Here is a 13,364-nt window from a genome sequence, read left to right on the forward strand (position 1 = left end):
GTTCCGATCACGAGGTTGATAATTGAATCTTTAACAGAATCGAAGGGGGGTATGCCCCATCCGTTGCGTCACCGGTCCGCCTCCCACGTGCCGTCCTCGGGCGGAACGACCTGCTTCTCCTCCGCGAAGTGACAGGCCGAATCGTGGAAGGCCGGGGAACCCGGACTTCGGAAGCGCTCGGGGACGGTGAGCGTCGGCTCGTCCTGGGCGCATCGCTCCTGGGCCTTCCAGCAGCGGGTGCGGAAGCGGCAGCCGGAGGGGATGTTCGCCGGGGAGGGCACGTCGCCGGCGAGGATGATCCGTTCCCGGTGCTCCCGGGCCTCCGGGTCGGGCACGGGCACGGCGGACAGCAGGGCCTGGGTATAGGGGTGCGTCGGGTGATCGTAGATCTCGGCGTCCCGGCCGGTCTCCACGATGCGCCCCAGGTACATCACGCCGACCCGGTCGGAGATGTGCCGCACGATCGACAGATCGTGCGCGATGAAGACGTAACTGAGGTCGAACTCGTCCTGGAGGCGGTCCAGCAGATTGATGACCTGGGCTTGTACGGAGACGTCGAGCGCGGAGACCGGCTCGTCCGCCACGATGATCTCCGGGCGCAGGGCGAGGCCCCGGGCGATGCCGATGCGCTGGCGCTGACCGCCGGAGAACTGGTGCGGGTAGCGATTGACGTACTCGGGGTTCAGGCCGACCACGTCGAGGAGGTCCCGCACCCGTTTCCTGCGCTCACCCTTGGGCGCCACCTCCGGGTGGATGTCGTACGGCTCACCGATGATGTCGCCGACCGTCATGCGGGGGTTGAGGGAGGTGTACGGGTCCTGGAAGACCATCTGGATGTTGCGGCGCACCGCCTTCAGAGCCCGGCCCGACAGCTTGGTGATGTCCTCGCCCTTGTAGCGGATCGCGCCCGCCGTCGGCCGTTCCAGGTTCACCAGCATCCGGGCGACCGTGGACTTGCCGCAGCCGGACTCGCCCACGATGCCGAGGGTCTCGCCCCGGTCCAGGGTGAAGTCCACCCCGTCGACCGCCTTGACGGCTCCGACCTGCTTGCGGAACACGATGCCCCGGGTGAGCGGATAGTGCTTCACCAGCCCGCTGACCTCCAGAATCGCCTCAGCCATCCAGGCACTCCCGCCAGAAGTGGCACGCGCTGCCGCGGACGTCGGAGACCTCGTACAGCGGTGGCTCGTCGGTGCGGCACATGTCGCGGGCCATCGGGCAGCGCGGGTGGAAGGCGCAGCCCGGCGGGATGTGCATCACATTGGGGGGCAGCCCCGCGATCGCGTAGAGCTCCCGGCCCTTTTGGTCCAGGCGCGGGATCGACTCCAGAAGGCCTCTGGTGTACGGGTGTGCGGGCGCCTTGTAGAGGTCGTGGACCGGGGCCGACTCGACGATCCGGCCCGCGTACATGACGGCGATCCGGTCGGCTACGTCGGCGACCACCCCGAGGTCGTGGGTGATGAGGATGAGGCCCATGCCGAGTTCGCGCTGCAACTCGGCGAGGAGGTCCATGACCTGGGCCTGGACGGTGACGTCGAGCGCGGTGGTCGGCTCGTCGGCGATGATCAGGGCCGGTTCGAGCGCCAGCGCCATGGCGATCATGATGCGCTGGCGCATGCCGCCGGAGAACTGGTGCGGATAGTCCCGTACGCGCTGGGCGGCGGCCGGGATGCGTACCCGGTCCATCAGCTCGACCGCCTTGGTACGGGCGTCCTTGCGGGACATTCCGCGGTGGACGGTGAACATCTCGCCGAGCTGGTCGCCGACCGTGAGCACGGGGTTCAGGGAGGACAGCGCGTCCTGGAAGATCATCGCCATCTCCGCGCCGCGGACCGTGCGCCGTTCGTCCTCTTTCAGCTTCAGCAGGTCACGGCCCTGGAAGAGGATCTCGCCGCCGGTGATCCGGCTCGGCGGTGTGTCGAGGATGCCCATGATCGCCTGGGCGGTCACGGACTTGCCGGAGCCGGACTCGCCGAGCACGGCGAGCGTCTCGCCCTTGTCCACGTGGTAGTCGACCCCGTTGACGGCCTTGGCCACCCCGTCCCGGGTGCGGAACTCCACGCGCAGATCGCGCACTTCGAGCAGCACGGCCGTCACCTCAGCTTCGGGTCGAGGGCGTCGCGCACCGCGTCGCCGAGCATGATGAACGCCAGGACGGTGATCGCCAGGGCGCCGGCCGGCCAGAGCAGCATGTGCGGGGCGTTGCGGATGTACGGGGACGCCGCGGACAGGTCGATGCCCCAGGAGACGGTGGGCGGCTTCAGACCGACGCCGAGGTAGGACAGCGTCGCCTCCAGGGCGATGTACGTGCCGAGCGCGATGGTCGCGACGACGATCACCGGGGCGACGGCGTTGGGCGCGATGTGCCGCAGCAGCAGCCGGGTGTTGGAGGCCCCGAGGGCGCGGGCGGCCTGCACGTAGTCGTGCTGCTTGGCGGTGATCACGGAGCCGCGGGCGATCCGGGAGATCTGCGGCCAGCCCAGCAGCACCATGAACCCGATGACGGGCCAGACCGTGTTGCCGGTCACCACGGACAGCAGCACCAGACCGCCGAGCACCACGGGGATCGCGAAGAAGATGTCGGTGATCCGGGAAAGGACCACGTCCCACACCCCGCCGAAAAACCCGGCGAGGCCGCCGAGGACCGCGCCCAGGACGGCGACACCCAGCGTGGCGAGGACACCGACCGTCACCGACGTGCGGGCACCGTCGCCACGAGCGCGACCGCCGCCGCTCCCGCGGCCCATCTGGCGTGCGTCGCTCCGTACATGCAGTGCCTCCTCGAAATGCGCTGTGCCGTAGCCGTCGGCACGGAACGCCTCGAAAGATATGCATCGGCGTGTGAACGGCACATCGCATGTTCAAGCGAGAAAGACACAACTGATGTCAGGCACGGGACGTGCCGTGCAACAGGGCAGTGTCAGCGACCTCAACGCAGTAGCGCGTCTGTACACTCAAGCCCTCGTGCACCGAGTCATATACGCACATGACTTGCCTGAGCACGGGACATGTACACCCGAACGTCCGGGACTCACACCGACACAGATGCAGGGACTTGCCATGCTCGGACCACGAACGGCCCTGTCACTGCGCAGCCGCTTCCCCACTGGGGCCGGGCAGCAGTCCTTCGTCCGCCGGGTTCAGGTGCGGTTGCAGGTGGCCGTCGCCGTCGCGTCGGTGCTGGTGGTCGCCGTGTACCTGGCCTTCGTCGGAACAGCGACCGGGCAGCGGTGGGAGAACGCGGTGCTGGCCGGGCGCCTCCAGGACGAGACGCTGGCCGCCGCCCATGAGGCGGACCGGAACCTGGACGCTGTCACCACCTCCTCGCTCGGCGCGGCGGTGGCGGTCCTCGCCGTGATGGGTCTGGTGCGCCGCCGGTACGCCCTGACGGCAGTCGCCGTCAGTACGGTCGGTGTCTCCCTGCTGTCGGCCGAGGTGCTCAAGCGGTACGTGCTGTGCCGTCCCGATCTGGTGGGCGCGCCCGGCTCTCTGCTGCGCAACAGCTTTCCCAGTGGTCACACCACCATCGCGATGAGCGTGATGTTCGGCCTGCTCATCGTCGTGCCGCTCCGGTTGCGCGGTGTCGCCGTCGGCCTGTGTTCCCTGTGGGCGACTTTCGTCGGTGCCTACACGGTGGCCGCCGGCTGGCACCGCCCCAGCGACACCATCGGCGCCGACCTGCTCGTCCTGGCTGTCGCCTGTGGGCTCACCGCCGCCCTGGCCCGAACGGGCCGGGTACGTCATGTGCGCGAGCGCCGTCATCGGCTGCGCGCACTGCTCGTGCTCGCTCCGCTGTCCTGCACGGCGCTGCTCGGGCTCGGCGCCGGCACGGTACTTCTGCTGTACTCGATGTTCCGGTTGGCGCCTGGCGACCCCGCTGTGCCGCTCTGGGCCTACCGGGCCGGACATGCGCTGGCCGCGGGCGCCAGCGCGGCGGTCACCCTCGTGCTGCTCACGCTGTTGCGTGACGTCGACCTCGGGCGCTCCCCGGCGCCGTGGACGCCGCATCCCTGCGGTGCGTCACGTGTCGAGCCGCCGGGTACGGCGGGCCGACGGCTCGGCACGTCCCGGCTGATCGGTCGCCTCCGTCCCGCGGCGGGCCGTCATCGGGAGCCGTAGAGGTCGGCCACCGCCCGCCTGTTGAGTGTTCCCTTGGCCGTGTGCGGCAGGGACAGCACGATGGCGAGGCGGTCGGGCACTTCGTAGGGGGCCAGCCGGCTGCGGCAGTGGGCCAGAAGGTCGTAGTCGGTGGAGGTGCTGCCACGGCCGAGCACGACCGCCGCGCCGACACACTGGCCGTAGAGGGGATCGGGCACGGCGAACACCGCGGCCTCGGTGACGCCGGGGAAGGCGGTGAGGACCTCCTCGACGAGTTCCGGGGAGATCTTCTCTCCGCCGCGGTTGATGAGGTTCTTGAGTCGGCCGGTGAGCAGCAGCCGGCCCTCCGGGTCGAGGCGGCCGAGGTCGCCGGTGCGGAACCAGCCGTCGTGGAAGGCGGCGGCCGTCGCCTCGGGATCAGTCAGGTAGCCCCGCGCGACCGTGGGTCCCTGCACCCAGATCTCCCCCTCCGTGCCCGGCGCGCACGGCCGTTGGGCGGCGTCCAGGACACGGACGCGCACGGGGGCCGGCCGGCCGACGGAGCCGGGCGTGCGGCCGGGGGGCGCGGACAGCGGTTCGCTCGCCGCCTGGTGGGTGGATTCCGTCATGCCGTACGCGGACAGCACCGGGGCGTCGAGCAGGTGCTCCAGGGCCCGGGCGGTGGCCGGGGCCAGCGGTGCGCTGCAACTGCGCGCGAACCGCAGCGGCAGGACCCGGGAACCGCAGTACTCCTGGGGCGCGCGTTGCAGCAGGATGTCGTGGATCGTGGGCACGGCCGTGTACCAGGTGGCGGAGGCTGCCCGCATGTCGTCCCAGAACGTGTGGGCGGTGAACCGCCCGCGTTCCGGCAGTAGTACGCAGCCGCCGCTGGCGAGCGTGGTCAGCAGGCCGGCCAGCAGGCCGTGCCCGTGGAAGAACGGCATGGCCGCCACGGTGGCGTCCTCGGGGGTGAGTCTGTAGCAGGCGGCGATGGAGCGTACGGAGGCCGCCACGTTGGTGTGCGTCAGCGGGACCGTCTTGGCCCGGCCCGTCGTGCCGGCTGTGAACAGCGCGAGCGCGTCCTCGCCGGTCAGTTCGGTGGCGGCGCCGTGCGCCGCCCCACCGGGGAGGGGGGCTGCGCCGGCTGCCAGGGTGACGGCGTACTGTCCGTCGTTCCCGCGGGCGACGGTCAGCGGCCAGTACGCCGGGCCGCCGAGGGTTGCGGCCGGGACCTCGGGGGACGCGGGCCGCTGGATGGCCGCGGGCGGTCCGGTGAGCACCGCTTGGACGCCCAGTGCCGTGTAGCAGGCCTGCCGCTCCGGCTCCGGGAGGGTCGGGTCGAGGGGGGCGACGACCAGGCCGGCGCGGGCCGCGCCCAGCAGCGCGACGACGAACTCCAGGTTGTTCCCGCTCACCAGGCCCACGGGGCGGCCCGGACGCAGCCCCTCCGCCCGTAGCTGCAGGGCCAGTTCGCCCGCCAGCGCCGCGAGCGTCCCGTACGACACGGGGGCGCGGTCCGCGCCGACCAGCAGCGCCCGGGCCCTCGGCCGTCGGCCGGCCTGCGCGTCGATCAGATCGTGCAGGCCGGTGACAGCCGGCGGACGGTAGCCGTCCGCATGACCGTGGTGGGGCGCGGTGACGAGACATGTCTCCTCCAGAACTATCTGAGCCTAAGAGTCAATACTCAACTCACCTTATGTCAGGCATTGATTAGCCGTCGCAACCATTGTCGCGCACCTTTCCCGACTTGATGTCATCATGTCGAAGTCAAGTGTTTTGTGAGACAGGTGGAGGGGTCTAACAGTCGTGAGTGACACTATTCCTGAGTCCGGACACATCTCGGCCCGGCCCGACGCCCGGACGGACGGCGCTCATCTCGTCGTGGATGCGCTCAAGTTGAACGGCGTCGAGACCATGTACGGCCTGGTCGGCATTCCCGTGACGGATCTGGCGCGACTGGCTCAGGCGTCCGGCATCCGGTTCATCGGCTTCCGGCACGAGAGCAGCGCCGGCCGGGCGGCGGCCGCGGCCGGCTTCCTCACCGGCCGCCCCGGCGTGTGTCTGACGGTATCCGCCCCCGGGTTCCTCAACGGGCTGGTGGCACTGGCGGAGGCGACCACCAACTGCTTCCCGGTGGTGCAGATATCCGGCTCCAGTGAACGGCACATCGTCGACCTCAAGCAGGGCGACTACGAGGAACTGGACCAACTCGCCGCCGCCAGGCCCTTCGTGAAGGCCGCCTACCGCGTGGACCGGGCCCAGGACATCGGCCGTGGTATCGCACGGGCCCTGCGCACGGCGGTATCGGGGCGTCCCGGCGGGGTCTACCTGGACATCCCGGCCTCCGTGCTGGGCGACACCCTGGACGCGGCCCAGGGCGAGGCGCCCCTGTGGCGACTGGTCGACCCGGCCCCACGGCAGCTGCCCGCCCCCGAGGCCGTGGACCGGGCGGTCGCCCTGCTCGCGGGCGCCGAACGCCCGCTGGTCGTCCTCGGCAAGGGGGCCGCCTACGCACGGGCGGACGACGTCGTCCGGGAGTTCATCGACACCACCGGCCTGCCCTTTCTGCCGATGTCCATGGCCAAGGGGCTCATTCCGGACGACCATCCGCAGTCGGCGGCCGCGGCCCGGTCCCTGGCGCTGAAGCGGGCCGACGTGGTCCTGCTGGTCGGGGCACGGCTGAACTGGCTGCTGGGACACGGCGAACCGGGGCAGTGGAGCCCGGACGCCAAGTTCGTCCAGGTCGACATCGAGCCCGCCGAGATGGACAGCAACCAGCCGATCGCCGCCCCGCTGGTCGGCGACATCGGCTCGGTGATGGGCGCTCTGGTGGAGCGCACCCGCCCGGGGCAGATCATCGTGTCCCAGGCGTGGCGGGCGGAACTCGCGGAGCGCACCCGGCACAACGCGGCAAAGATGGCGGAGCGGCTCGCCGCCGACCCGCACCCCATGAGGTTCTACGGCGCCCTGCGCGAGATCCGGGATGTGTTGCACGAGAATCCGCACGTCTACCTGGTCAACGAGGGTGCCAACGCGCTCGACATCGCGCGCAACGTCATCGATATGCAGGTGCCGCGCCACCGCCTGGACAGCGGCACCTGGGGTGTCATGGGCGTCGGCATGGGTTACGCCATCGCCGCGGCCGTGGAGTCGGGCCGGCCGGTCGTCGCGGTGGAGGGGGACAGCGCGTTCGGCTTCAGCGGCATGGAACTGGAGACCATATGCCGCTACCGGCTGCCGGTGGTCGTCGTCGTCCTCAACAACGGCGGTGTCTACCGCGGCGACGGGATCAACCCGGCGTCCCACGATCCCTCCCCCACCACGCTGGCCCCGCACGCCCGGCACGACCGGCTGATCGAGGCGTTCGGGGGCCGCGGCTACCACGTGGAGTCGCCCGCGGCGCTGGCCGCGGCGCTGCGCGAGGCCCTGGCCGCCGGGCACCCCGCGCTCATCGACTGTCTGATCGACCCCACCGCGGGCACCGAAAGCGGCCACCTCACCCGCCTCAACCCCAAGGGTCTGACGGTGCAGCCGCCTTCCGCCGGCCGCTGACCACCGACCTGCACCACCGAGTTCTTCAGAAAGGCTGCACCACCATGTCAGAGCTGCCCCTCGAAGGCATCAAAGTCATCGACTTCACCGGCGTCCAGGCGGGCCCGGCCTGCACCCAGATGCTGGCCTGGTTCGGCGCCGACGTACTGAAGGTGGAACGTACCAACGGCGGTGACGTCACACGCCACCAACTGCGGGACATCCCGTACGTCGACGCGCTCTACTTCACCATGCTGAACAGCAACAAGCGGTCCCTGGCCATCGACACCAAGACACCCGAGGGCAAGGAGGTCATGGAGAAGCTGGTCCGGGACGCCGACATCCTCGTCGAGAACCTCGCTCCCGGCGCCCTGGACCGCATGGACCTGTCGTGGGAGCACTTGCAGAAACTCAACCCGCGACTGATCTTCGGCTCGGTCAAGGGTTTCAACGACGACTCTCCGTGGGCCGACCTCAAGGTCTACGAGAACGTGGCCCAGTGTGCCGGCGGCGCGGCCTCCACCACCGGTTTCTGGGACGGTCCGCCGACCGTCAGCGCCGCCGCGCTGGGCGACAGCAACAGCGGCATGCACCTGCTGATCGGCATCCTGACGGCGCTGCTGGACCGGGAGCGCACCGGCCTGGGCCAGCGTGTCGCGGTATCCATGCAGGACGCCGTACTCAACCTGTGCCGGGTCAAGCTGCGCGACCAGCAGCGGCTGGAGCGGGTGGGCTACCTGGAGGAGTACCCGCAGTACCCGGGCGGCACGTTCACGGACGTCGTGCCGCGCGGCGGCAACGCCGGCGGCGGCGGACAGCCCGGCTGGGTACTCAAGTGCAAGGGCTGGCAGGAGGACCCCAACGCCTACATCTACTTCACCGTCCAGGAGCAGGACTGGGGGCCGACCTGCCAGGCGCTGGGCAGGCCCGAGTGGATCGACGACCCCGCGTACAGCACGGCGCAGGCCCGTCAGCCACACATCTTCGACATCTTCGCCGAGATCGAGACCTGGCTGGCCGACAAGACCAAGTACGAGGCCGTGGACATCCTGCGCAAGCACGGTGTGCCGTGCTCCCCGGTGCTGAGCATGAAGGAGATCGCCCACGACCCGGCGCTGCGCAGCAGCGGCACCGTCGTGGAGGTCGAGCAGAAGGAACGCGGCACCTATCTCACGGTCGGCAGCCCCATCAAGTTCACCCGGTTCCAGCCCTCGATCACCGGCGCCCCCCTGCTGGGCGAGCACACCGACGACGTTCTCCGCGCCTTGGGCTACGACGCGGACCAGATCGCGGCGCTGCACGCCAAGCGAGTCGTGGTCTGACGGCACACGGCCGTGTCGTCGGTGCCGGCACCGACGAGGTGGCCTCGGCGCACGGCGGCCTCGGCACACGACGGCTTGGCGCACGGCGGTACCGGTGGCGTGGGATCCATGCCCGCACCACCGGTACCGCGCTGCGGTGGACATGCCGAAGACCCGGCCTGTTCCGTCGGCGACGACGCCTCCCCCTGTGGCGGCAGGGGGACAACTCACCACCTCCAGCGCCGCGTCGGGACCAGGTCCGCGAGCCGTCCGCAGTCGGCCGACCCCGGCCACCGCCGACGGCTCAACCCCTTCCTGGCCACGCCCGAACAAGCCACGGCTGCTGACTGCCGATCACATGGATGAGTGATGTCATGTGTGCGCGGTGGTGTCAGCCTGTTCACCGTCTTCCCTCGCCCTCGCCCTCGCCTTCGCCTTCGCCTTCGTCATCGTCGTCGTCGCGAGGACCATCTGGAGCTGACCATGCCGTATCCGTCGCCGACAGCGCCCTTCGAGCCCACCGCCGCAACACGTCCGCGCCGCGCAAGGCCGCGCCTGATGCTCACTCTCGTCGCCGGCGTTTCGCTCGCCGTGACGGCCTGCGCCGCACCGCGGCCAGGCCCGAGGACGGAGGTGGAGACGGCGGCCGGCGCAGCGCCGAGAACCACCTCACCGGCCACCGCTCTCACCGTCGGTCAGGCCCGGCAGGCGCTGCTGACCGAAACCGACCTGGGCTCGCAGTGGACGAGGTCCCGGGACACGGCCGGCGGCTATGACGACCTGCTCCGCGCCACGGTGGACGGGCACGCCTACCTCACGCACCGCCGGGACGCGGCGGCCTGCCAGCGGTTGCTCGACCGTCTGAGGCTGGACGGGCTCCTGGACGAGCCGGGCGGCCAGGCACACGCATCGGCCGTGTTCGACGCCGAGGACGGCGGCCGGCTGCGCTACACGGTCGGCACCTACCCCACCGCGCAACTCGGCGGCGTCCGCGCGTGGCTGGGCACGCTGCCGCACAAGTGCAACGCCTTCCAAGCCACGCGGCCGGACGGCGGTACGGAGAATGTCCAGGTCAGCGTCCTGGACGTGCCGAAAGCGGGCGACATGCGGCAGGCCCTGCTGGTGGTGGTGAAGGGACGCACGGACGGCGTTCCCTTCACGCTCTCCCTCAATGTGGCGTTCGTGACGGCCGGGACCAGCAGCGCGATCACTTTGATCAACGGAGGTCTGGGCGGCGCCTCCGCCGACAGCACCGCACAGGCCGTCCGACTGGGAGCCCAGCGGCTGGCCACGGTTCTGGCGGGTGGTACTCCCCCGGTCTGGCCGCAGGGCCAGCAGGACTGATGCCCGGCGTTCACCACTCGAAGCACGACCCACTACCGACAAGGAGTGTCAGGACAATGACTTTCTCAGCGATGGGATCTCACACCGGACCTGCGGACAAGGCGTCGGCCGAAACGCGGCTGGCGATGCTCCTGGGCACCTCCGCAGGACGGGTGGCGACGGCCGGCGGAGCCGTCGCGGTGGTGGTGGGGGTGCTCGCCCTGGTGTGGCCGGGCCTCACACTCGCGGTCGCAGGGCTGCTCTTCGGCGTATTCCTTCTGTGCTACGGCATCACGCAGATCGTGGGTGCCTTCGGACCTCACGCCGGCGTCGGCTCTCGGGGCCTGCTCGTCGTCAGCGGCACACTGAGCGTTCTGTTGGGGCTGATGTGCTTTCGCAGCCTGGCGCAGTCCCTGCTGCTGCTCGCGGTCTGGGTCGGATTCGGCTGGATCCTGCGTGGGGTGACGCTCGCCGTGACGGCCTTCGACGAGGCCCGCGGGGGCCGGCGAGGACTGCGGCTGGCGCTGGCGGCCGTCTCCGTGCTGGCGGGGCTGACGGTGGTGGTCTGGCCGTTCTCCTCCATCGCCACGCTGACGTTGGTGGCGGGCGTCTGGCTGATCCTGACCGGTGTGATGGAGATTTCCCACGGCGTTGCGCTGGGGCGAGGCCCGGCCGGCCCGCGCCAGGACGGCTGACCGTCCGCGCGGGCGGGACCTGCCGCCCACCAGTACTACTGGGATCGCGAGAGACGGCTGCGCCGGCGGGAGGGCACGGCCCCGCCGGCGGCCCCGCTGCGGTTCGGCTCTCCGTATGACACGGACGCGCACCACTGCGTCACACGCGATGTCGAGTGGAGCGAATACCGGGTTCAGACGAGCGGGTTCAGACGAGCGCATCGCAATAGGTAACCCGGAGTGGGGTCGGGTCTGGCAGAGGGAATGGAGTGCCGAATGCGCTCTTGGGGACGGATGTGGTCTGTGCGCGCTCGTGCAGCCGGGCCAGGAATTCCCAGGTTCTGGGCGAGTTGAAGGTAGGCCCGCTGGTCGACGAGCTGGGCTGCCATGGCCTCGATCGAACCGGCTGGTGAGGCTGCTGTGCTGGGCCCCCAGACGGGGGCACATTCGCGCAGTTCCTCTAAGGTGACGAGTTCTTCCTGGTAGCCGCCAGACCAGGTCCTCGAAGGGGCGGGCGCCCGCAGCGGACGGCTGGAGCAGACCTTGCCGTGGGGCGGCTCCCAGCGCGGGAACCGGGATCTCGCTCCATTCCTCCCGTGGCCTCGCCCGGGTCCCGACCTGTGCCGGGATGCTCCGCCCCGCCAGTGGCGAGGTCCGGTTGAGCCGTGCCGGTCCGGCGGACTGCCGCTTGCCGAAGGCGGCCCGCCCCATGTGCGCAGCATCCGGCCGAGTGTGCCCGCGTCCCACTCCGGCCGGCCCTGCGGTGAGGGCATCCGGACCGCGGTCAGCTCGGCGGCGAGGCCCCGCATCGCAGTGCCGCCGGCGTGGCGGCTGAAGATCCGTGCCACCACGGTGCCTCCGTCTCGACGACGCTGCAGGCGGCCTCTCCGCACTCCGCGCGGGAGAAGTACGGGTAGCCGTGGGGAGCCCGGCCCAGCACGCTGACCTCCCCGGCCCCGGCCCGGTGGCGCTTGCCCCACCGGGTGCGCTCGGCGGTCTGGGCCCGCTCGTACTCGGCGATCATGCCCTGGACCTGCACCATCAGGGCCTGCTCCGGGGTGGTGGCCACCGGGATGCCGACGAAGACCCTCTCGGTGCCCGCCCTGTGAACTCCTTGATGAGCAGCACCCGGTGGGCATAGCTGCGGGCCAGTGGGTCCGGGCACAGGGACGAGGATCTGGTACGCGGCGGCGAGCCCGGCCGCGCCGAACCCCCCGGTGGTGGCGAGCCTGGCCGGACGAAGACCCGGCGTGCGAGCTGCGAACGCTGATCGACGCGGGGACTGCCGGACTCCGTCATCTGAGCTGCCGCATCCGACGAACCAACCGGCAACTGAGTTCTCGCTGCCAGGTGTTGCTGAGTCGACGCGTAGCCGGCCCCTCGGCGCCCCGCCCGTCATCGGTGCCGTGCCGCGCGCCCGGCCGGACGGGACCGCCGGAGAGGATCATGAGGTGCGGCGCGGAGGCTGGTCGCCGATCCTGCCGCGGCCCGCCAGCCGGAAGAGCAGCACCAGTGACGGAAGGATCACTACGGCCGCCACGCATGCGACGCCGACGAGGACGCCGAGGGTGGCGTGCGGCGCCGCCGCGTCCTGGACCGACAGGTGGGTGCCCAGCAGATAGGGGTACTGGGACACCCCCCAGCCGCAGACGATGAGGGCGACGGCCGCCGCGGCGATCTCGCGCAGTCCCCTGGTCCGCTCGGCGCGCAGGAGGGCAAGGCCCAGCAGACCGCAGACGGCCGCCAGCAGGGCCAGCGGCAGCGACCGGTGGCTGAGGTGGTGGAACAGCCGGGGCGCGTCCGCGCGCAGGATGAAGACGCCGGCGATGCTGACTGCGCCTGTCACCGCGCCCGCGGCGAGGGCACGGTCCCGGAAGTACCGCAGCAGTTGCCACTCCTCGCACCGCCGCGCCGCCACCGTCAGATAGGTGGCAGCGAGGTAGGCGCAGGTCAGCACGGCGAGAACGCCGCCGAGCACGCTGGAGGGGTTCAGCCAGCTGGTGATGGCGTCGCCGTGGCCCTGCGCGGGCACGCGGCCGGAGGCCAGGGCGCCGGCGATGGAGCCGAAGCAGTAGGGCGTCACCACCGACGAGAGGGCGAACGCCGCCCCGTACACGCGTTGTTCGTCGGTGCGCAGGGATGTCTTGCGGAAGGCGAATCCGGCCCCGCGCAGAACGATGCCGAGCGCGGCGAGCCCGAGCGGGAGGTACAGCGTGGTGGTCATGGCGGCGAACGCCTTCGGGAACCCGCTCCACAGGATGACCAGACAGTAGATCAGCCAGGTGTGGTTCGCCTCCCACACCGGCGCGAGGGAGGAGTCGATCAGGGCGCGGGGTTCCCGGCCGCGCCGGACGCCGCCCGCGACGAGGTCCCAGAACCCGGCGCCGAAGTCGGCTCCGGCCAGCAGGCTGTAGGCGATGACGCCGACGAAGAGGAAGACCGCGATCAGCTCCGCCAT

General features: G+C 70.7%; 10 protein-coding genes and 1 pseudogene. 5 read left to right on the forward strand and 6 right to left on the reverse strand.

Annotated features, from left to right (window positions below; all coding sequences use genetic code 11):
- Window positions 1–68: 68 nt before the first annotated feature.
- The 3 genes and pseudogenes from ACFYTE_RS27700 to ACFYTE_RS27710 form a co-directional block, all read right to left on the reverse strand.
- Window positions 69–1,121 carry an ABC transporter ATP-binding protein gene (locus tag ACFYTE_RS27700; RefSeq protein ID WP_388715834.1) on the reverse strand — a complete coding sequence of 351 codons (1,053 nt, stop codon included), beginning with the start codon at window positions 1,119–1,121 and terminating at the stop codon, window positions 69–71.
- Window positions 1,114–2,088 carry an ABC transporter ATP-binding protein gene (locus ACFYTE_RS27705; protein ID WP_388715837.1) on the reverse strand — a complete coding sequence of 325 codons (975 nt, stop codon included), beginning with the start codon at window positions 2,086–2,088 and terminating at the stop codon, window positions 1,114–1,116. Before ACFYTE_RS27705 ends, ACFYTE_RS27700 begins: the two co-directional genes overlap by 8 nt.
- 5 nt (window positions 2,089–2,093) lie before the next feature.
- Window positions 2,094–2,708: pseudogene (locus ACFYTE_RS27710) on the reverse strand (ABC transporter permease); the annotation flags it as partial.
- A gap of 352 nt (window positions 2,709–3,060) precedes the next feature.
- Here ACFYTE_RS27710 and ACFYTE_RS27715 point away from each other — a divergent pair.
- Window positions 3,061–4,119, forward strand: a complete 1,059-nt coding sequence (locus ACFYTE_RS27715) for a phosphatase PAP2 family protein (RefSeq protein ID WP_388715841.1) — start codon at window positions 3,061–3,063, stop codon at window positions 4,117–4,119.
- On the opposite strand, the gene ACFYTE_RS27720 is transcribed toward ACFYTE_RS27715, so the two are convergent.
- Window positions 4,104–5,741, reverse strand: a complete 1,638-nt coding sequence (locus tag ACFYTE_RS27720; protein WP_388716102.1) for a FadD7 family fatty acid--CoA ligase — start codon at window positions 5,739–5,741, stop codon at window positions 4,104–4,106. The two genes, ACFYTE_RS27715 and ACFYTE_RS27720, sit on opposite strands and share 16 nt — an antisense overlap.
- Before the next feature lie 142 nt (window positions 5,742–5,883).
- On the opposite strand from ACFYTE_RS27720, the gene oxc reads away from it, so the two are divergent.
- The 4 genes from oxc to ACFYTE_RS27740 all read left to right on the forward strand — a co-directional run bounded on the left by oxc (window position 5,884) and on the right by ACFYTE_RS27740 (window position 10,927).
- Window positions 5,884–7,629 (forward strand): oxalyl-CoA decarboxylase, encoded by a 1,746-nt coding sequence (gene oxc / locus ACFYTE_RS27725; protein WP_388715844.1) that lies wholly within the window; start codon window positions 5,884–5,886, stop codon window positions 7,627–7,629.
- Window positions 7,630–7,673: 44 nt separating this feature from the next.
- Window positions 7,674–8,930, forward strand: a complete 1,257-nt coding sequence (gene frc / locus ACFYTE_RS27730; RefSeq protein WP_388715847.1) for a formyl-CoA transferase — start codon at window positions 7,674–7,676, stop codon at window positions 8,928–8,930.
- Window positions 8,931–9,467: 537 nt separating this feature from the next.
- Window positions 9,468–10,253 (forward strand): hypothetical protein, encoded by a 786-nt coding sequence (locus ACFYTE_RS27735; RefSeq protein ID WP_388715850.1) that lies wholly within the window; start codon window positions 9,468–9,470, stop codon window positions 10,251–10,253.
- 56 nt (window positions 10,254–10,309) lie between these two features.
- Complete coding sequence (locus tag ACFYTE_RS27740; protein ID WP_388715853.1) at window positions 10,310–10,927, forward strand: HdeD family acid-resistance protein; 618 nt, start codon at window positions 10,310–10,312, stop codon at window positions 10,925–10,927.
- 763 nt (window positions 10,928–11,690) lie between these two features.
- Here ACFYTE_RS27740 and ACFYTE_RS27745 read toward each other — a convergent pair.
- Entirely contained in the window at window positions 11,691–11,975 is a 285-nt protein-coding gene (locus ACFYTE_RS27745; protein ID WP_388715856.1) for a recombinase family protein, read from the reverse strand.
- Between the two features lie 375 nt (window positions 11,976–12,350).
- Complete coding sequence (locus ACFYTE_RS27750; RefSeq protein WP_388715860.1) at window positions 12,351–13,364, reverse strand: cytochrome d ubiquinol oxidase subunit II; 1,014 nt, start codon at window positions 13,362–13,364, stop codon at window positions 12,351–12,353.

This window comes from Streptomyces sp. NPDC004629 (genome assembly GCF_042873595.1).
Classification (GTDB): Bacteria; Actinomycetota; Actinomycetes; order Streptomycetales; family Streptomycetaceae; genus Streptomyces.

What these genes read in the sequence shown, in the direction of transcription:
- ACFYTE_RS27700 (WP_388715834.1), bottom strand. Translation starts at nt 1,121, where the DNA reads ATGGCTGAGGCGATTCTGGAGGTCAGCGGGCTGGTGAAGCACTATCCG.
- ACFYTE_RS27715 (WP_388715841.1), top strand. Translation starts at nt 3,061, where the DNA reads ATGCTCGGACCACGAACGGCCCTGTCACTGCGCAGCCGCTTCCCCACT.
- frc (WP_388715847.1), top strand. Translation starts at nt 7,674, where the DNA reads ATGTCAGAGCTGCCCCTCGAAGGCATCAAAGTCATCGACTTCACCGGC.
- ACFYTE_RS27735 (WP_388715850.1), top strand. Translation starts at nt 9,468, where the DNA reads ATGCTCACTCTCGTCGCCGGCGTTTCGCTCGCCGTGACGGCCTGCGCC.
- ACFYTE_RS27740 (WP_388715853.1), top strand. Translation starts at nt 10,310, where the DNA reads ATGACTTTCTCAGCGATGGGATCTCACACCGGACCTGCGGACAAGGCG.
- ACFYTE_RS27750 (WP_388715860.1), bottom strand. Translation starts at nt 13,364, where the DNA reads ATGGCGGAGCTGATCGCGGTCTTCCTCTTCGTCGGCGTCATCGCCTAC.